Annotated in this window: 16 protein-coding genes, 1 tRNA gene and 1 pseudogene; 8 read left to right on the plus strand and 10 right to left on the minus strand. The window is 39.7% G+C overall.

Annotated elements, in window-relative coordinates; translation table 11 throughout:
• The 3 genes and pseudogenes from CVS97_RS07010 to CVS97_RS07020 all read left to right on the plus strand — a co-directional run.
• Nucleotides 1-219 (plus strand): annotated as a pseudogene (locus tag CVS97_RS07010) (integrase); the annotation flags it as partial.
• On the plus strand, nt 216-1,904 hold the full coding sequence (locus tag CVS97_RS07015; protein ID WP_107785581.1) for a hypothetical protein: 1,689 nt from the start codon (nt 216-218) through the stop codon (nt 1,902-1,904). The pseudogene CVS97_RS07010 and the gene CVS97_RS07015, both read left to right, overlap by 4 nt.
• A gap of 276 nt (nt 1,905-2,180) precedes the next feature.
• Nucleotides 2,181-3,347 carry an MFS transporter gene (locus CVS97_RS07020; protein ID WP_159070896.1) on the plus strand — a complete coding sequence of 389 codons (1,167 nt, stop codon included), beginning with the start codon at nt 2,181-2,183 and terminating at the stop codon, nt 3,345-3,347.
• 293 nt (nt 3,348-3,640) lie between these two features.
• On the opposite strand, the gene CVS97_RS07025 is transcribed toward CVS97_RS07020, so the two are convergent.
• Together CVS97_RS07025 and CVS97_RS07030 are read right to left on the minus strand one after the other, a co-directional pair.
• The gene (locus tag CVS97_RS07025) at nt 3,641-4,405 is read right to left on the minus strand and encodes an alpha/beta fold hydrolase (RefSeq protein ID WP_107785583.1); all 765 of its coding nucleotides are present in this window, start codon (nt 4,403-4,405) and stop codon (nt 3,641-3,643) included.
• A gap of 8 nt (nt 4,406-4,413) precedes the next feature.
• A complete protein-coding gene (locus tag CVS97_RS07030) occupies nt 4,414-6,369 on the minus strand; it encodes a TonB-dependent receptor (protein WP_107785584.1) in 1,956 nt (651 codons plus the stop codon).
• Between the two features lie 113 nt (nt 6,370-6,482).
• Between CVS97_RS07030 and CVS97_RS07035 the strand changes: the two genes are divergently transcribed.
• On the plus strand, nt 6,483-7,394 hold the full coding sequence (locus tag CVS97_RS07035) for a helix-turn-helix domain-containing protein (RefSeq protein ID WP_159070897.1): 912 nt from the start codon (nt 6,483-6,485) through the stop codon (nt 7,392-7,394).
• A gap of 717 nt (nt 7,395-8,111) precedes the next feature.
• Here CVS97_RS07035 and CVS97_RS07040 read toward each other — a convergent pair.
• The 8 genes from CVS97_RS07040 to dnaG form a co-directional block, all read right to left on the minus strand.
• Nucleotides 8,112-8,188, minus strand: a tRNA-Met gene (locus tag CVS97_RS07040).
• A gap of 105 nt (nt 8,189-8,293) precedes the next feature.
• Complete coding sequence (locus CVS97_RS07045; protein WP_107785586.1) at nt 8,294-9,283, minus strand: argininosuccinate synthase domain-containing protein; 990 nt, start codon at nt 9,281-9,283, stop codon at nt 8,294-8,296.
• Between the two features lie 59 nt (nt 9,284-9,342).
• Nucleotides 9,343-10,566 carry a peptidase T gene (gene pepT / locus CVS97_RS07050; RefSeq protein WP_107785587.1) on the minus strand — a complete coding sequence of 408 codons (1,224 nt, stop codon included), beginning with the start codon at nt 10,564-10,566 and terminating at the stop codon, nt 9,343-9,345.
• An 11-nt stretch (nt 10,567-10,577) separates the two neighbouring features.
• Nucleotides 10,578-11,888 (minus strand): C4-dicarboxylate transporter DcuC, encoded by a 1,311-nt coding sequence (gene dcuC, locus CVS97_RS07055; protein WP_103577250.1) that lies wholly within the window; start codon nt 11,886-11,888, stop codon nt 10,578-10,580.
• Nucleotides 11,889-11,902: 14 nt separating this feature from the next.
• Nucleotides 11,903-12,601, minus strand: a complete 699-nt coding sequence (gene pepE / locus CVS97_RS07060; protein WP_107785588.1) for a dipeptidase PepE — start codon at nt 12,599-12,601, stop codon at nt 11,903-11,905.
• Nucleotides 12,598-13,917 (minus strand): amidohydrolase, encoded by a 1,320-nt coding sequence (locus CVS97_RS07065; RefSeq protein ID WP_107785589.1) that lies wholly within the window; start codon nt 13,915-13,917, stop codon nt 12,598-12,600. The genes pepE and CVS97_RS07065 overlap by 4 nt, the downstream gene beginning before the upstream one ends.
• 10 nt (nt 13,918-13,927) lie before the next feature.
• Nucleotides 13,928-15,163, minus strand: a complete 1,236-nt coding sequence (locus CVS97_RS07070) for a M20 family metallo-hydrolase (RefSeq protein WP_107785590.1) — start codon at nt 15,161-15,163, stop codon at nt 13,928-13,930.
• A gap of 104 nt (nt 15,164-15,267) precedes the next feature.
• The gene (dnaG, locus tag CVS97_RS07075; protein WP_107785591.1) at nt 15,268-16,944 is read right to left on the minus strand and encodes a DNA primase; all 1,677 of its coding nucleotides are present in this window, start codon (nt 16,942-16,944) and stop codon (nt 15,268-15,270) included.
• Nucleotides 16,945-16,999: 55 nt separating this feature from the next.
• Between dnaG and CVS97_RS07080 the strand changes: the two genes are divergently transcribed.
• From CVS97_RS07080 to aroC, 4 genes are read left to right on the plus strand one after another with little or no spacing between them, the layout of a single operon-like run.
• Nucleotides 17,000-18,031, plus strand: a complete 1,032-nt coding sequence (locus CVS97_RS07080; protein WP_234401399.1) for a tetratricopeptide repeat protein — start codon at nt 17,000-17,002, stop codon at nt 18,029-18,031.
• On the plus strand, nt 18,009-18,443 hold the full coding sequence (rnhA, locus tag CVS97_RS07085; protein ID WP_107785593.1) for a ribonuclease HI: 435 nt from the start codon (nt 18,009-18,011) through the stop codon (nt 18,441-18,443). Before CVS97_RS07080 ends, rnhA begins: the two co-directional genes overlap by 23 nt.
• On the plus strand, nt 18,440-19,111 hold the full coding sequence (gene rnc / locus CVS97_RS07090; protein WP_107785594.1) for a ribonuclease III: 672 nt from the start codon (nt 18,440-18,442) through the stop codon (nt 19,109-19,111). The genes rnhA and rnc overlap by 4 nt, the downstream gene beginning before the upstream one ends.
• Before the next feature lie 8 nt (nt 19,112-19,119).
• Entirely contained in the window at nt 19,120-20,187 is a 1,068-nt protein-coding gene (aroC, locus tag CVS97_RS07095; protein WP_107785595.1) for a chorismate synthase, read from the plus strand.
• Nucleotides 20,188-20,201 lie beyond the last annotated feature (14 nt).

Below are 20,201 nucleotides of genomic sequence, written 5' to 3' on the forward strand. Positions count from 1 at the left end.
ATAAAAGATGATGATAAGACAAGGACATTTCACTCATTTAGGCACACTTTTATAAACAAGCTCATCCAAAGTGGCCAGAGGGTTGAACATATAGCTGCCCTTGTAGGGCATGAACAACAATACAAGATCACTATGAATACTTATGGAGAGCCAGTAACTCCAAAAATTCTAAAGGATCTAGTTGAAGAGGTAAATTTTTATCAAGGAGGGGAAGGGTGAGTACTCCTAAAGTTGATGAGCCTAATCTAAACCTTTGTGTTAGAAGTGAATTCTTAACAGCCAAAAAGGCCATTATAAGATATGAACATAATACAAGAGAGGCCAAACATGCTAGCAAGATAGGATATCTTAGAGGCAAGAGTACACGCAATAGGTATATAGTCCTAAGCGAATATAATAACAATGGAAATATGCGGGAGATTAATAGCTCTGATAAAAACTTTAACGACAAGAAGTATATAAAGTCACTTATAATGCAATATCATAAGATGATGAAAGATGATTATGAGTCCCAAACAAAAACATATAAAAATGGCAATGTTGTTAAAAATCATTGGCGAGATAATATGGTCGGTTTTTCCGAGGTGGTCATAAGCTTTGGTACTGAACGTGATAAAGAGCCAAAAGAGGGACTAAATTCTACCGAAGTAAATTTTATAAATGCTAAAGTTTCGCTAAATAGAGTACAAAGGTTTGCAAATTTATACTGTGCGAAATACAATGTAAAGTGCCTGCTTATAGCTGAGCATAATGATGAGAAAACTAAGCACTATCAGCTTATTTTTACAAACTACCTATTTGGGGAACATAAAAACATTAGATTTGATGGCAAACGAGAGACTAGCGCCTTTGGTGGAGGGCTACAAGAAATGGGTGCAGAAGCGTTTGATGGTATTGCAAATCGTGGACTAAAGGGTAGTAAGCTTAGACATAAAAATTTAAAGCAAATGCACCAAACAGAAAGAGAGTATAAGAGCGAAAAAGAGTTAAAAAATAGCATTAGAAAGCTTATAGATAAAGAAATAATAGATCATTCAGAAATAGTAAACAAATTTTTTGGTGACAAAATTGATTATTTTAAGTTAAAAGTTGACAACAAAAAGGCTTTATTAGATGCTCTTACAAATTTAGTCCTAGAACAAGCAAGAGAAAAGATAAAAATAGTTACTAATGCCGAGTTAAAACAAAACATTGAAGTGCTAAAAGAACAACTGCTAGACAAGGGTGAAGTATTGGCAAGAAATAGAGTGTTAGAGCAGTTAAATGAAGATCTGATGCAGGAAAATGAAAAACTAAAAGAGACTAATGCAACTCTAAATAATCAAAATGAAGCTATAAGAGACCAAGCCTTACAAATAAATAACCTTTCATCCAAGCTAAATCAAAAAGAAAATGAAAACAAAAACTTGCAAGATGAATTAAACATCTTCAAAGCCGATAAAGCCCAAATAGATATTCTAAAGCAAAAAGCTGATCAAAGCGATATATTGCAAAGTAGGCTTAAAAAAGCTAATGCAGATCTAGAAAGCAAAGAAAAAACAAATCAGTCTTTGAAACAAAGAAACGAAGAGCTGGAGGCGTCGTTAAGTAACGAGAATGCCTTAAAGGAAGACAATGAAAGCAAGCTACTACAAATCGTTAAACTACAAACTTCTATAAATGGCAAAGTTCAAAGAATATCTGAGCTAGAAGAAGAAGTAAAAGTTAAAGACGAAAGGATAGAAAATTTACAGGATAAGTTAACTATATTAGAAAGCTTTAAAACGAAGGTTATTAATTTTATCTCAAAAATAAGCAATTTAATACCAAATTTTAATAAGCTGTTGAATGATGAGCCTACGGAGGTAAAAAATGAAATAAAAAGCAAAATAGCCGGCAAAGATAGTATAGGGATAGGCTTTTAGTTGGATTGGTTTTTGATTTCGAATATAAAGTTACCAAAATTTTTAGTCAGCATATTTAATAAGCTTCTTTTTTGCCAACATATACCAAGTTATATAATGTGCGAGCTGGTTACACCAAATCTGAGCGTATGTCTAGATCTTTTTTGTACTTTGGTGATGCGACCGAATTTTGTCAAAAGTTCTTAAAATATAAAAATTTATCCCCTAAACGTCAAAATATTCTTGATAACACCTATCCATTTAAATATAATCTAACTAAAAAATTAAAGGATAAATTTGCTTTACAGGTCGCTAACTGTGCTTAGCCTTTGCATCGCGCAGTTTATTTGCATCGGATTTTTCGGCGAGGGGCTCGTTAGCATCCTGCGTCAAGACGGTTTTAGTTTAGAGCGCGTCGGCGCGCTTAGAGGGCTTGGACTTTTCGCGGTTTTGGCTTTTTTGTGGTCGCCGTTTATCGACGCTATAGCACTAAAAATAGGCGGTTACAAAAAGATTATCCTAGCCTTTCAGTGCCTTACTTTGGCGATTTTATATGCGGTTTCGCTTCTAAATCCGCGCGACGATTTACCTGCTGTAATCGCTTTAGCGGTGCTTTTGGCCTTTATCTCGGCCACCTGGACGATGACGTCGAACGCATTTTTTATTAAGATTTCAAACAGTTCGAATTTAAGCTTCACAAACGCACTCAAGCTTAGCGGCGGACTGATAGGGCACGTATCCGGTAACGGCCTAACGCTCGTAATCTACGCAAAATTCGGCTGGAGTGAGGCGAATTTATTCTTGACGTCTTTGATAGCGGTTTCCTTGCTTAGCCTTGCTTTCTTTAAAGAGCCTGAGCGCGTAAACGCTGGCGAGGGGCTGGATTTTAGAGCGATGTTTGGCTTTTTTAAGGGCAAAAAGGCTTGGCTTAGCGTGCTTTTCGTACAATCTATCGGTATCTGCGCGGCGTTTGGACTGCTTAGCCCGATGCTCGTAGATATCGGCTGGAAGCTGGAAGATATCGGCGAGGTCTTGCACATATACGGCACGATATTTGGCTTCGCGGGTGCGCTCGCGGCGGGCTTTGCGGTAAAAAAGCTAGGCGCTAAAAGAGCCTTTTTATACGCCGTAGCGATGCAGACGCTAGGCATCCTGGCCATCTGGTTACCTATCGGCGGCTGGACGGACCGCGCGTCGGTACTTTTTGCTTCGAGCGCGGCGTATGCGGTATATATGGCGCAAGCGACGATAATCTCCACGATGATGATGCAACGTGCCTCGGGACGGCGACCCGCTAGCGAATACGCCGTGCAAAGCAGCCTAAATATGACATTTCAGATATTTTCTTTTTATCTCGGAACGTTTTTGGCGGGGACGTTGGGTTACGGAGCAGTCGTGCTGGGCGCGGCGGCGTTTTGCGTTTTGAGCCTAATTTATTTTATAAAGATTTATAAATTTATCTAGCGGATTGCTATTTTGCGGGATTTAAGTCGCCGTCCAGTACAAAAACGGCGTAAATTTTATTCCGCGGAGTTTTGCAAATCGCTTTGCAGATTTAGCCCGCGTCGGCAATGCGGATTAAACGCATGCAATTTAACCCGAACGCAAGGCCGAATTTAAGTCTCTAGCGCAAAAAAGGCGGTAAATTTATCCCGAATCAAGCAAACCTACCCGCAACAGAAAAACCGCAAAACGAGCTTAAATTTACGCTTAAAAACGCGCAAATTTGGCTCGTAAAATTTACGCAAAAGCTAAATTTACAACCGCTCTTTGATGATCTTTAAAAAATCCAAAAGCGCCTTTGCGCTATGATGAGGCGTATCCTGGGCGGCGATTAGTTCGCAGTTTGGCAGCATCCTCGACACTTGCAAAGCGACGGCAAAAGGCACTTCCTCGTCGGCTCTGGAGTGATACATAAGCACGCTTTGCGAGACGTCTTTTAGCTCAAATCCCCACGGTCTGGCTTGAAGCCAAAGGTCAAAACCGATGCCGTTAAGCTGAGCTTTTATCGCTTCTTTTAGCGCACCCTTAGCCTGCGAGCCGTATTTTTCCCACGCCATTTGCGCCGTATTTTCAGGAGTATTACGCAAAGCGAAATCGTAAATTTCCTTTATGTGCACATAGTCGGAGTAGCTTGTCAAAAGCTCGGGCGGGGCGTTAAATCCGCTTAGTATAAATACCTTTTTCGCCTCTTCGCCGCAAGCTACTGCCGTAGCGTAGGCATAAGCCGCGCCCACCGACTCGCCTAGCACGCTAAATTCGCTTAGATTTAAGGCTTTGAAAAGCTCTTTTGAGCGTAAGGCTAATTTTAAAAAACTATCGTCCGCGCTAAAAAGCGAGCTGTCAAAATGCCCGCTTCTGTATATTAAAACGAGCCTTATTTGATTTTTCTCGCAGAAATTTATCAAGGTATTTTGCGGAAAAATCATCAGCGGATGGTGATAAACCAAAACATCCTTAAAATCGCTACCTAAGTCCTCGTAGCTTAGATTTTCGCCGCTTTTAAATTTAAAATTTTTCATCTTTTTCCTTAAAATTTATACTCGAATTTTACGCCGATCTCGCGAGGGTCGGACAGGTAGTGCATCGTGGCGTATTTTACGTCGTGATCTTTGTCGAAAAGATTATTAGCGTAAATATAAACGTTGGTATTTTTGTGATTAAAGCCTACTTTTGCATCGACGGTCGCGTAGCCCGCATTTTCTACGACATTGGCCTTGTCGGTATAAAATTTGCTCTGTCCTCGCAAAAATGCCGCCGCGTAAAATCCGCTTGGAGCCTCATACGAAAGCCCTGCGCCATAAGTTAGCCTTGGCGCGTAATATACGTATTTACCGCTATAATCGCCCTGTGCGTCTTTATAGTCTTTAAAAACGCTTTTTGCATATCCCAAATTTGCGCTAAGCTTTAATCCATCCGTTAAAAGCGTTGCGGCGTCAAACTCAAAGCCCTGAGAGCGAGCCTTGCCGGCGTTCTCTGCCACCGTGATATTAGGCGCTACGATGACGCTTACTACTTGCTTGTTTTTGATATCGGCGCGAAAAACGGCGGCGCCTAGTTCAAACCGCTCCCAAGCCCCTTTTACGCCGACTTCGTAGCTAGTCATAGTCTCTTTATCGTACCATTTTTTAGACGTAGGCGAGGCGGCCCAAAAACCGCCCGGCTTATAACCCTTAGATACGCTCACATACGCCGTAACCTCGTCGTTTATAGCATACTTTAGCCCAATCTTAGGCGATAGCGCGCTATATGAATCGCTTAAATTTTCACCCCTCATGCGGTTTTGAAATTTGACCCTATCTTTGTCGAATCTAGCTCCCAAAATAACCGAAAAATCAAGCGGTAGATAAATTTCATTATGCGTAAAAACGCCGTAGTTTTTACTTCTGGTTTTGTTATTTTGCAGCGAGCGAATACCGCCGAACATCACGCTATTTACGCTACTTCGCACGTCTCTTTGCGTAGCGCCCGCCGCAGCACCTAGGACGAATTTGCCATACGCGTTATCGGCGCTAAATCTAAACTCCTGCGTAAAATCATTTCTATCCTCTTTGTAATACACATCCAACAAGGACGCGGGGCGATGATCACCGTCGTAACTACTGTCGTTTTTATAATCCCTAAAAGTCGTAAGCGAAGTGAGCGCGTAATCACTAAATCTATATTCGGCTTTGAGCGATGCTTCGTAGTTTTTGGCATTTTCCTTGCCTTCTATGCCGTTAGCATAACGCGTTCTATCGGTCGCGTTAGGCAGATTTGATCTTTGCGCACCGTTAGCTATCTTGTAATGATTTTGAATAAGATCTACCGTAAGCTCATCCGTAGGCAAAAATCTAAAATAAATTTTGCCGTAAAGGGCATCTTTGTAGTCGTCGCTTTTGTTTAAATTTTCGTTATACATAAAACCGTTTTTCTTTTCGCTAAAACCTGTAAAACTAGCCAGAAATTTATCCTTTACTATTGCTCCGCCTGCACTAAAGCTAATGCCTCGCAGACTATCTTTGCCCAGTTTTAGCCCGATCTTAGCTTGCGGTTCGTTTGTCGGGGCTTTGGAGACCGCATTTATCACGCCGGCGTAAGCATTTTTGCCGTAAAGCGCGCTTTGAGGCCCTTTTAGGATCTCGATGCGCTCGATATCCTCTAAAAATACGTAGTTACCGTAAGTGCCAAGATAGCTCACGCCGTCAAGATAGAGCCCGACGTTTGGGCTATCAAATGCGTAATCGCTCGTAACGCCGCGCATGATAAAAAGCGAAATACCTCCGCCTTGCAAAAACGATAAATTTGACGATGCGCTCCTAAGCCCGTTTAGATCTTTTACTTCTCTAAGCCGCAACTCTTTTTCGTCCAGCACGCTCACCGTAGCTGCCAGTTCGCTAGCGTTTTCATCGATTTTTTGAGCCGATACGATGACCCCGTCCAGCCTCACGTCGGGAGCTGCTATCGCTAGCGCCGCAACCGCGCTTAAAAACAAAATTTTTCTCACTTTAGACTCCTTTTATAATTTCTTTACTTTAAGGATAGTATAATAGTTTTGAGATTTATTATCAACCAGAAATTTACAAATGACGGATTTATTTTTATATTTAAAGGAAAAATTTGCGCACGGTATCCGCAGACGTTTTTATGGATAAATTTAAGAGCAGCGAAGACGGGGTTTTGGCTGGTCTTGGTGTCAAAATCCGCGCCAAAAATATCGCGCTAAGCGATGAAATAGCCTTCGGCGCGATAAAAATGGACGCCAAAGACGACACCAAAATAGTCGGCGATTTTCACGCTTTGCGGGGTTGCTTTATAAATTTCACCCTACAAGGAGGCATCAGACTAAGCTCGGCGAATGGTAAAATCGAATACAAAAGCGGACTATCAACGATCAGCTCGGTCGATCTACCAAGCTCGGATCAAGAGATTTACGGCGGCGCGCACGCAGGAATAAATTTATTCCTAGAAAACTCGTTTATGAGCTCAAATTTCGGTGATCTTATCGAGCTTGGCGCAAACAAACTCGTCTCGCAAAACGACACCTGCGCCGTAAATAAAATTTTATTAAACCAAATTTTATCGTTAAACGCCGACGAGCCGCTTGAAAGACTGCTTTTAGAAAGTAAAATTTTAGAGCTTATTTATAACGAATTCAGCCGCCTAAAATGCCCAAATAAGCATGTTATACTAGACGAAGCGGACAAAAACGCGCTACAAAAAGCCAGGCAAATTTTAAGCATGGATATCAAAAATCCGCCGTCTATAAAAGAGCTCTCAAAACAGGTGCGGCTGAACGAATTTAAACTTAAAGTCGGCTTTAAAAGTTTGTTCGGGCAAACTCCTTACGAATTTTTGCGCGAAGAGCGAATGAAACGAGCGCTGGCGATGCTGCAAGGCTCGGAGCTAAATATCGCTGAAATTTCGGTTGCGACGGGCTTTAAAAATCAAAGCCACTTCAGCAAGCTTTTTTGCGATTATTACGGCACGGCACCAAAAAATTTGATGAAAAATAGAAAATATTATTATTAATTTTTACGAGATTTGCCCGTAAATTTGCCGCGAACGGCGCTCAAAAGCCTGTTAAGATAATATTTCTAGTGATGACCACATATAAAAATATGCTCAAATTGGCAGTGCTTACCAAAGCGTATATTGTACGCCGCCTATGCTTGCAAATCGGAAGCATTTATAAGCTTTTAACGAATGATCGTTAAAAGTTTTCTATTAAAAAACTTAGACCTTTTATTTACGAAAATCATTTTTTGGTAGATAAAGTTTAGTCTAAGTTTTCATATTTTTCTTTTGCTCGGCCAAAGAAAAATATTGGCCGTCTGCCAAGACCTTACAGCAAACTCAAATGAGTTTGCTAAGTAAGTATTATCATACATACTATGAAAAAAATTACTTGATGCTTGTATATTGATAGATGATATTATTTTATGAGTGTGTCAAGAAGGAAAAATGGTTTCTTAGTAACTTAAAATAAAATAAATATTTTTTTTAATATTAAAATTTATTTTTAATATTTACTTAAATAATAGATATAACGAGTTGGTTTTTTATAATTTCCACACAAGCTCGCATGACTTTTGGTGTCTTGGTAAAATTTTACAAAAAACGTGTTAAAATTACTGCAAGCTTAAGAATTTGCTACATAAAATTTTATTTTGCTACAAACATTAAGCTATATTTCATGAAAGGTGACTGCAATATAATATTGTAGAAACATCGTAGTTTAGGTATTTATGGTGTCACGGGGGAGACTTGAACTCCCGACCTCCGGCTTATGAGACCAGCGCTCTAACCAGCTGAGCTACCGTGACACTTTAAAATAAGTTTCGGATTATATAATTTTTAAACTTATTTGTAGATAAAAACTATCTTTATCTACAAACACAAAGTAAAAGCACCAAGAATTAATAAAACGTCTATTTTACGAAATAATTTTGAGCTAGAGATTTATCCTCAGGTGTGATACTAAATTTCTCTCCAGCGATACTAACTTCAAATTTATTTTCTTTATTAGCTTTTGTATAAGCAAGCGCAAGCCTTGCGGCCAGCTCTTTGTCAGCTTTACTAGCATTTTTACTTATAAAACTAACAGCTCCTACTATGTCATCACTCTCTTTAAATTTTACTTGATCAAATTTATCGTTTGGATGTGCTAAAAGTGCGTTATTATCACTCTCGTCACGTCCTATTATCATTTTTGCACCATCTGGCAAGCGTAGATGCCTACCAAGCTTTAGCCACATCACATCGATATCTCGCATCTCTTTATCAAAATTTAGATAATCCTTTATCTTCACAGCAAAGCTCTCGATCGTTAGCAAACACCCACCTCCAGGCGTTGCAAAGTCCTCAAAGCCAAATTCCTTTGCCAAAGCAAGCTGCGGCTTTCTATCGCGCCCGCTTATATCAAGCAGCTTCTCTCTATCGATCCAACCCTCACGCTCTGGCTTAGTTGGCGGCAAGAGTTTAGCGCACATCGGACGAAGCACTAGATCATCCTCATCATCAGCTAGGCGCTTAACTTGAAAGAGTGCATCTCTTCGCTGACTCATCGGCCTTTGACCCAAAACTTCGCCTGTGATGATAAAATTTGCATTTTCACTTTTTAGCATATTTAGAGCTGTTTTAAACATGTATCCGTGGCAGTCGATACATGGGTTAAACTGCTTGCCGTAGCCGTATTTTGGGTTAAAAAGCACATCACGAAGATACTCATTTCTCATATCAACCACTTTTAAGCTAGCCCCAGCCAAAGCTGCACGGCGTCTTAAAATTTCATGTTTTTCTTCATCTACACCAAATCCAGTATCCATATAAAGTGCGACCACTTCGATGTTTTGATCGCTTATTAATTTAATTGAGAGCATGCTATCAAGCCCTCCGCTAAACAAAGCTAAAGCCTTCATTTTTATCCTGAAAGTAAAATTTAAAGCCTAAATTTACTAAATCTAGGCTTTTATGAAGTTTATTTAGCAGCGTTAATTACGATTTTTTTAATCACTTCGCTTGCGGCTTTTAGGCTGCTAACTGGCAAATACTCGTAGATAGAGTGAAAGTTATTTGCCCCTGTGAATAAATTTAGCGTTGGCACACCTTTTGCGGATATCACAGCGCCGTCATATCCACCACGCATCGGCTTTATATTTGGCGTGATATTTAGCTCGCTAAAGGCATCTTTTGCTAGTTTTATCGGAAGTGAATTTTCGTCTTTTAAAAATTTAAAGACGTTTTCATAGCGTGTTTTTAGCGTAATCTCACAGCACTCACCATAAATTTTATTAAAAGAATTTGCCATATCACTTAAAAGCTCAAGCCTTTTTTTAAATTTCACCTCATCAAATTCTCTTATGTCGATCTTAAGAGTTGTTTTTGCGCTGTTTCCATTAAGCTCTTTTACCCAGAAATAGCCCTCTTTGCCCTCGGTGCACTCTGGCACTTCTCCACCTGGCAAAAGTGAGATAAATTTATGCGCAAGAAGTAGCGAATTTACAAGCTTGCCCTTTGCATTCATCGGATGAGCCGAAACGCCTTTAAAGACCATTGTGCAGTCAGCCGCGTTCCAGTTTTCATATATTAGCTCGCCTATCTCGCAGCAGTCTAGGCAGTAGCCAAAATCAGCTCCCAGCAAATTTACATCAAGTGCTTTTGCACCAAGCAAGCCCTGCTCTTCATCAGGCACGAAGCAGATCACGATCTTGCCGTGCTTTACATCAGGATTTTGCATGAAATAGCTAGCCATATTTACGATGCTTGCGATCGCAGCCTTATCATCAGCCCCAAGCAGACTAGTGCCATCAGTCACGACTATGTCGTCACCAACGTATTTTTTAAGCTCTGGATTGTCGCTAAATTTTAGATAAATTCCCTGCTCTTCGTTTAGGCAGATGTCGCCGCCTGTGTATTTTACGATTTTAGCTTTGGTATCATTTTTTTGCTCACTACTTGTATCTAAGTGCCCAAAGAAGGCGATACTTGGAGCATTTTCGCAGTTTGCAGGAATTTTTGCTATCAAGATAGCATTGTCTTGCAAGATGATATCTTTTATGCCTAGCGAGCTAAGCTCTTCTTTTAAAAACTTAGCCAGCTCGTACTCGGTTGGATTAGAAGGCATGACACCTTTTAACCCATTTTCTTTATTTGTTGTGGTGTTAAATTTTGTGTAGTTTAAAAATCTCTCTACGATATCCATTTTTCATCCTTTTAGATGACAAAAAATGCAATCGCTACAACAGAGATAAACATACCTAAAAATGTTCTTTTAGCGATTTCAACTGGACTAACCATCGCAATGCCTGCACAAACGATAGCAGCACCGGCAATCGGGGAAGCCGATCTACCTAAAGCACCAGCAATAGCTGCAGCCATACCAAGCTTATCTTGTTCAAAGCCAAGTGCAGCGGCATTTGTTGTGACAGCTTCGTTAAATGCAAATGTAGCGGCGTCGCCTGAACCTGTAACTATACCCATGATAAATGGCACAAATGTTCCGCCAAATTTAACGTAACTTTGATCTGTTTTTAGCCATGCGATGACCACATCAACGGCTCCACATGCCTTTAAACCAGCGACAAAGACACCAGCTGCGATGATGATACCCATAACATCAGCATAAGCGTGGCCCATTCCGTTAAAAAATTCTTTTGTGATCTTCTGCGGATTTGTAAGCGTAGCAAAGATAGCTATGATGGCACCTAGTATCATCGCCTCAGCAACGCCCATCTTTGTCCATGCAAGAAAGCTATAATCTTTTGCAAGGCTTGTTCCGCCAATAACCAAGATAACAAGTGGAACTAGAGGCATAATGGCGTAGATAAAATTTACTTTAAATAGCGGCTTCTCTTCGCTAGCAGCACTACTTTCAAGAGTGAAATTTGTATTTTTTTGATAGTCTTTAAGCAGTATTGCAACAATAACTAATGCGATCACTACGATAACAAGAGCAGTAAATGCACTTGGAATTTGCACTTTTATGACATCTTGAACTGTGTAGCCCTCAACTGTCTTTTTAACAAGATCAGCCACATAGACGTTGTGAGCCGATCCTGGGCTTAAGACTCCACCAAATGTCCCTGCAAAAACAGCAGCACCAGCCATAGCTGGGCGGATACCTGAAGCCATTAGAAGCGGTATAAGTGTCGCACCAACAGCAGCGGAACATCCTGCAGCTGAAGGGATAGCGATATTTATAAAATAAGTTAGCACGGTTGTTGCAGGGATTAGTATAAAACCCACATTTTTAAGTGGCTTTGTAAGAAGCGCAACAAGGTGTTTATCGCACATTGTATATTTCATAACAAAAGCAAAACCCATACTAGCACAAATCGCCTTTATAAGCCCTGCTTTAGTCATATAGTCAGTAAAAGCACTTAGTGCCCCCATCGGTTTTAGCGCAATTATACAAAGCACCAAACCAACACCTATTAGCACCGTTCTTGTCTCTTTTTTTAAGATTAGAAGTGCTACAACAGCTGCGATGCCAAGAATGGCAGCAATTAGCTTAAATGTTTCCATACCTCTCTCCTTGCTTAGATTTTAAATTTAGTTCCAACTTCTATTTTTTCTATCTCTTTTTGATACTCAAATTTTAAAATTTCACTGTGTCCTATGACCTCAGCCTCGTTGTCCGCTATAAGCAGAGCCGTGCCTTCAGGCAGTGCGTAAATGGTCTCTTTTGGATTAGCTATTAAAAATTCCTCCAACCTCTCCTCCCTGCTCTCGCCGTTATGGCCTGCTAGCTTGCCACTTATGAAGTGCGGGTTTATTTGATAAGGGAAGATATTTAGACTATCAAAGGACTTTGGCATGATGATAGGCATATCATTTGTCGTCATCATCGTCTTACCAGCGATGTTTGCACCAGCTGACCAGCCAAAGTATTTTGCGCCATTTGCCACAGCTTCTTTTATAGGCTCAATCAAATTTAGCTTATAAAGCGTGTAAAGAAGCATAAAGGTATTTCCTCCGCCAACTGCGATACTGCTAGCATTTTTGATAGCTGAAATTTTATCCTCGTAGTGGTGGATTGATTTTATATTGCTATTTTTTAATCTATCAATTACTTTTTGCTCATACTCGTCATTTGTTCGCCTAACTCCAGCGTAAGGGATAAATAAAATTTCCTCCTTACCGCTCTCACCCAAAAAGTCCTTAACCCAGTTTTTGCAGTGCCTTAAATAGCCAGTATCTTGATAGCTTGAAGCACTGATTAGTAAAGCATTTTTCATTTTTTTACTCCATTTAGTTTGTAAGCAGATCTTAGATAGACATCAACCCCAGCCACCAAACACTCCTCATCAAAGTCAAATTTACAGTTGTGATGGCCTGCTTTTAAATTTGTTCCTATCATCATATAGCCACTCTTTGCGCCCCTATCTTGCAAAGCTCTCATAAAATGAGCAAAATCTTCACAAGCACCAAAATCAAGCTCTTTTACGATCTTGTCATCATCTATAAATGGACTTTGCTTTGCTGCTTCATAGAAAATTTCAGTTACTTCTTTGTCGCTATTGGCTCCGTTTGTACCGCCAGTTTTTACGACTTTACTCTCTACTCCATAAATTTCACTCACGCCTTTAACGATATCCATGCATTTTTCATACATAAAATCATTTAAATTTGTATCTTCACCCCTTGTTTCGCAAGCTAGATAGCCATTTGGTGCGATGACGTTTCTGCCTTCACCTGCTTTTAAAACGCCTACGTTTATCCTAGTCACGCCTTTTGCATGTCTTGTAATACCATGCATGCTTAGTGCCATTTGAGATGCAGCTAAAAGGGCATTTGCACCATCTTGTGGTGCACCTGCTGCGTGAGCTGAACGACCAGTGATATGTACGTCAAATTTTGAAGTTGCAAGTAGCTTATTTGTTCCGCAGATGATGCCTCTATTGGTTTTTGCTTGAAAGCCGATATGACCGCCAAGTAGGTACTCTATACCATCAAGCACACCAGCAGCTTCCATAGCCACAGCTCCTCTTGTGCCCTCTTCTGCTGTTTGGAAGATAAATTTAAATTTGCCGTTAAACTCATCTAAATTTTCAGCTATAAGTTTTGCCACACCAAGGCCTATAGATATATGACCATCATGCCCACAAGCATGCGTGATACCAGCGATATCTGCGCCAAAACCCTCTTTATAAGGTCTGTGAGTAGGCTCGTCGCTCTCTGTCACATCAACACTATCAATGTCAAATCTAAATGCTGTAAATTTACCAGGTCTTTTTGTATCTATAAAGGCAGTTAGGCCTGTTAAGCCATCTTTCATATAAGGAAGATATTTTGCTTCTTCAGGACTTAGGAGTTTTTTGGCTCTTTCTATTGCTTTTTCGCATTGCTCTTTTGAGCCAAGGCCAAGCCTTGCATCGGCTTTAACCACCTTGTCACCAAGGCTTATTTCATAACCAAGATCACTAAGCCTCTTTGCTAGTACGGCTGTTGTAAAAAATGTAAACCAACCAGTCTCTGGATGCGAGTGAAAATACCTGCGATCCTTGATCAGCTCATCTTTTAAAGAAAGAGCCAAATTTGCTATCTTGTCCATAGGTTTCTCCTTATTCATTTGATAGTTTAATTAGTGCATTTGTTAAAATTTGTGTAGCTTTGAAAGCATCATCAAAATTTATAGCTTCTGCTATATTGTGACTGATGCCACCAACGCAAGGTATAAAAAGCATGCCAACGCTACTTGCAAGTTTTGTTAGGTTCATCGCATCGTGTCCAGCTCCGCTTGGTAAAGTAAGCGTTTTTATGCCAAGTTTAGCAGCCTCTTCGCTTAGTAAATTTATAGCATGCTCGCTTAGTTTTACTGGCTCGTCACTGCTTAGTTCTCTTATCTCATAACTAAAATTTAGCTCACCACTTAGCTCTTTTATAAAATTTCTAAGCTCTAAATTTAGCTCTTCTAAGCTTGTCTTATCAATATCTCTTAGATCAACTCCAAGCCTTGCCTCGCCTGGCACGACATTTAAAACGCCTGGCTTTGCATGTGCGTAACCAACAGTAGCCACAGCTGTTTTTTTGTTTTTAGCAAATTTATTGGCTGCGATTATGATGTGTGAAGCAGCCAGCAGCGCGTCACTACGCATATTCATCGGAGTTGCACCGCTGTGATCTGCCTTACCATGAATAATAATTTCAAATCTTATAGGAGCGGCGATACCGCTTACTACACCAACGCTTATACCACTTCGCTCAAGCACTGGACCTTGTTCAATGTGAAGTTCTAAATATGAATGAAGTGAGTGTTCTTTTAAAATAGAATCGTTTAAATTTTGTGGTTCAAGTCCAAATTTACTCATCGCTTCAAAGAGCGAAATGCCATCTTCGTCTTTTAGCTCATGAAGCCTTTGTAGGCCAAGTTTGCCGCTTATTATCTTGCTACCAATGGTCGCTGTCTTGAAACGACTCGACTCTTCACAGCAAAAATTTATCAGCCAAAGCGGACGCTTTAGTTTAATGCCAGCTTCTTTTATCGAGGTTAATGCTTCAAGTCCAGCCATAACGCCAAGCGTGCCATCATAAAAGCCACCATTTGGCACACTGTCGATATGAGAGCCTACGCAAACCGGCTTTTCACCTGGCTCACAGCCATCATCATATATGGCATATATGTTACCGACATTGTCAATTTTAAGCTTAAAGCCATTTTCTTCTATTAAATTTATAAGAAAATTTCTAGCTTCCAAGTCTTCTTTGCTAAATGCAAGCCTTGTTAGCCCTCCACCTTTTAATGCTCCAAATCTGCTTATAGCATTAAAATTCGCCTCAAATCTTTTAAAATTTATCATAATAAATCCTTAAAAATAAAACTAATCTTAAAAACATTTATTACTTTGAACATTTTACATTTAGTTTTATGATTTAAAGCTGAATAAGTGTTAAATTTTGAAATCTAATTTTTTTGTAGCTTGTTGTGTAAGCCTTTAATAATCTCTGAAATTTTTTGCATTATTTCGATTTTATTTGGTTTTTGTGATTTTCTAGTATCTTCGCGAAACTTCTCATAGTATTTTAGCTTTAGCTTTAAAATGGCCTCTTTAAGGCTATCTTCACTAGAAGCTACGTTTGAGCTTTCATCAACATAAATTTCTCTAACAAGCACCGCGTTATCTTCAATATTTGGCAATAAAACAGCTTGAAAATAATCTTTATGATGCAAGAAAAATTTCTCCTCAAGCTCGTTTAAAACGATAGTTTCGTAATTTTTATTTGCAAGCATGCTCTTTAAAACGCTAAATTCCAAAATATCGGTTTTATCTTTTTTTTGAGCCACTTGTTTATTTGTTGCAGCATTTGTAAAATTTTGATCTTGTCTATTTATATATCTTTGTCCGTGAAGACTAAAAGTATTTAGCTCTATTTTGAGTAAATTTGAGACCAGCGATTCGTAGCTTTTTGCAATTATTGGCTTTAGAGAATTTGTAAATTCCATTATCTCTTCTAAACATTTTTGCTTTTGCACTGGGCGCGTAATATCATATTTTTTTACAATTTGCTCGATATAAAACTCGCCAAGCTCAGTCCCAGAGCCAAACATCTCTTTTAGCTCGTCGCTTCTACCTGCAAAGACCATATCCGCAGGGTCTGCACCATCTTTTATGATTACAACGCTTCCATCTATTTCGTTTTGCACTAAAAGACGAGATGATTTTATAGCGGCATTTATACCAGCCGAGTCACCATCAAAACAAAGTACTACGCTTATCTCTCCTCTTTTTAAAAGTGGCAAGTGATTAGTCGTAAGCGCAGTCCCAAGCACGGCAACGGCGTTTGTAAAGCCAGCAAAGTGCAGCATGATAACATCTAAATATCCCTCTGTGATGATAATCTGCTTTTTTTCAAAAATGCTTTGTCTAGCTAAATGATAGCCGTAAAGTAGCTTTGACTTGTCAAAAACTATGCTTTGTGGAGAATTTACATATTTTGCAGGATGATCTGAGATCGTTCTACCGCCAAAGCCAACTAATTTTGCCGTGTGCGCATATATTGGAAATGTGATACGCTCGATAAAACTAGCATAAATTCCCTTCTCGTTTTGCTTTACGATACCGACCTCAAGTGCCTCTTTTGGCTCGATATTTTCATTTTGTAAAAGCCTGATAGTACTAGCACTATCCCCAGCCCAGCCAAGCTCAAATTTCTCGATCATTGCATCATTTATGCCACGAGAATAGATATATCTCACAGCGGATTCATGCTTGAAAAATTCGCTCCTATAAAAGGCATTTGCCTTTTCTAAAATATGTTTATTTTCTTTTTGTGTTGGGGCTTTGTCGCTTGTGTATTCGAGGCTAAAATTTACAAGGCTAGCTATTCTTTCGATAGCTTCTGGATAGGTTAATTTCTCATAATCCATTACAAATTTGATCGCATCTCCACCGGCCTTGCAAGCAAAACAGTGAAAAATTTGTTTGCTTTGACTTATGCTCATGCTAGGATTTCTATCATCGTGAAATGGGCAGACGCATTTGTAGTTTGCACCCATTTTTTTAACTGGCAAATAGTGCTCTATAATGTCAACGATATCGATTTGATTTTTGAGTTTTTCTATGGATTTTGGATCTATCATAAGCAAAATTATACAACCGCTTTGTTATAATTAAAGTAAAATTTTATTACAAAGTATGAGCGTGGATATTTTTTTCATTGGGCACAGAGATCCGATATTTAGCCTTATTATTTTATTTAGCATTATTTTGATGATAGCTGCATTAAGCTATGCTTGGGGTATCTTTTCAAGCAAAGATGAGAAAAAACGCATTGAAAAATTTATAAGAAAATTTGATAGCAAAGACGGCATAAGTAGCGAGCATAAGCAGATGCTACAAAGCCCAGAGATAGACGCTCAAAGCCTTTGCATGCTAGGGCAAACTTTTGCTAAAAATGGTGATTTTGAAAAATCAATTAGTGTTTATCTCATAGCACTTGGCAAAGTTAGAGATAAAAATGAAAAAGAATTTATCCTAAACGAGCTTGGAGAGGTCTATTTTAAGGCCGGATTTTTAAAAAAAGCTAGCGAAGTCTTTGAAAAAGTGCTTGAACTAAGCCCAAGAAATGTGCTTGCACTTCGCTTTTTAACGATGATAGATGAAAAACTTAAAAACTACAAAGAAGCTCTTTATGCGTTAAATTCTCTTGAAGAACTTGGTGTAAATGTAAAAGATCAAAAAGCCTATATAAAGGCGATCAGCACGCTTGATGATAGAAATTTAAGCTTTAGTGAAAAGGTAGAAATTCTCTCCCACCTTAGCCAAAATTTTGAGCTTTTAAAACGCATGATCTTAGCACTTTTCATAAGGCACAATGAAAATTTAGAAAATTTAAAAGATTTTGCTCGTTTTGAAGATGTGATCGATCTGCTTTATAATCTAAAAACGCCTATAAATTTAAGCGATCCAAAGTACAAATCACTCTTTTACGCAAAGGGCGATATAGATGAGCCATGTGAAATTTATGGCTTTGAGCTAAACGTCATCAAAAAACTAAAAGACGCTAAATTTGACGCGGCTGGGCTAAGCTTTAACTACGTTTGCAAAAGCTGCAAAAACTCATTTCCCATGCACTTTTACCGCTGTCCAGTCTGCCACGAGCTAGGAAGTGTCAAAATTTTATCCCACATCACAGAAAAAGCAAGTGAAGATAGTAACACTTTTTAGCGACGGCTCGTGCCTTGGAAACCCTGGAGCTGGCGGCTGGGCGTATATATTGAGATTTAACGAAGCGCAGAAAAAAGCAAGCGGCGGAGAGGCATTTACTACAAATAATCAAATGGAGTTAAAAGCTACGATAATGGGGCTAAAAGCGTTAAAAGAGCCCTGCGAAGTAAGGCTTTTTACCGATAGCTCATACGTGGTAAATAGCATAAATGAGTGGCTTGCAAACTGGCAAAAGAGAAATTTTAAAAATGTAAAAAATGTCGAGCTTTGGCAGGAGTATTTAGAGATTTCAAAGCCACATAAAGTCGTGGCTAGCTGGGTTAAAGGGCACGCTGGACACCCTGAAAACGAGGAGTGCGACCAGATGGCAAGAGACGAGGCATTAAAAATAAAAGATGAGAATAAAATATGAAAAATTTAGAAGAATTTGAAAAGAATCTTGGATATAAATTTAAAAAAACTGAGCTTTTAGAAGAGGCCCTAACGCACAAGAGCACAAAGCAGGCTCTAAATAACGAGAGGCTAGAGTTTTTGGGTGATGCGGTGATGGATCTGCTTGTGGCTGAGTATCTTTTTAAGAAATTTAGCAAGATCGCAGAGGGCGACATGAGTAAGCTAAGAGCCGCGCTTGTAAATGAAAAAAGCTTTGCAAATATGGCAAGGCATCTAAAAATGGGTAAATTTTTAAGGCTAAGCACAGCTGAAGAAAACAATGGCGGACGTGAGAAAGATAGCATTTTAAGCGACGCATTTGAGGCTGTGATGGGCGCTATCTACCTTGAGGCTGGACTTGATAAAGTGCGAGAAATTTCGATCGCTTTGCTTGAACTTTGCTATCCACAGATCGACTTTGCACACCTCGAAAAGGACTACAAAACTGCTCTTCAAGAGATCACTCAGGCCAGTCTTGGTGTCATCCCGACATACGAACTCATCGGCACGTCAGGTCCTGATCACAAGAAAGAATTTGAGATAGCCTTGCTACTAAATGGCAAAGAAATTTCACGCGCCGTTGGCAGCTCTAAAAAGCAAGCCCAACAGCTCGCAGCAAAAATCGCACTAGAAAAAATCAAAAAATAGGAAAAATTTTGAATACATTTGGCAAAAAACTAACCTTAACAACCTTTGGCGAGAGCCACGGGGTGGCGATCGGTGGCGTGATAGACGGACTTCCAGCTGGGCTAAAGATCGATACAGATTTCATCCAAAGCGAGCTAGATAGACGCCGTCCCGGACAAAGCAACTTTACAACCGCAAGAGATGAAGCCGATAAGATAGAAATTTTTAGCGGTGTCTTTGATGGCATAAGCACTGGAGCGCCGATAGGTTTTGCCATTTTTAACAACAACCAAAAGTCAAACGACTATGAAAATTTACGTGAAATTTTCCGTCCAGGCCATGCTGATTTTACATATTTCAAAAAATATGGCTTTAGAGATCACAGAGGCGGCGGACGCTCAAGCGCAAGAGAAACGGCTGTTAGAGTAGCTGGTGGGGCTTTTGCGCAGCTGCTTTTAAATGAGTTTAATATAGAAATTTTAAGTGGAGTACTTGGTATAGGCAAAGTTTTTAGCGACAAAATAGACTTTAACTTTGCTAAAAATTCTCAAATTTACGCCCTTGGCAACGAAGAAGCGATGAAAGAAGTGATAAATAAAGCTAGAAGCGAGCACGATAGTGTAGGAGCTGTGGTTTTAAGCGTGGCTAGAGGAGTGCCAGCTGGTCTTGGTGAGCCACTTTATGATAAGCTTGATAGCGCTCTAGCAGCTGCTTTGATGGGCATAAACGGCGTAAAGGCCGTTGAGATAGGTGCTGGCGTAAATGTAAGCTCCATGCTTGGCTCAGCAAACAATGACGAGATGGACGAGCTTGGTTTTTTAAGCAATAACGCTGGTGGCATACTTGGCGGCATAAGTAGCGGCGCTGAGATCGTGTTAAAGAGCCATTTTAAGCCTACGCCTTCGATATTTAAAGAGCAAAAGACGCTAAATTTAGCTGGCGAAGTGGTAGATTTTGAGCTAAGAGGCAGGCACGATCCTTGTATAGGCATACGAGGAAGCGTCGTTACAACCGCGATGATAAGGCTAGTTATCGCCGATATGTTACTACTAAATGCTAGTACAAAGCTTGAAAATTTAAAGAAAATTTACGGCTAAATCTATAAAAATAA

It is taken from the genome of Campylobacter concisus (assembly GCF_003049735.1).
GTDB classification, from domain to species: domain Bacteria; phylum Campylobacterota; class Campylobacteria; order Campylobacterales; family Campylobacteraceae; genus Campylobacter_A; species Campylobacter_A concisus_AN.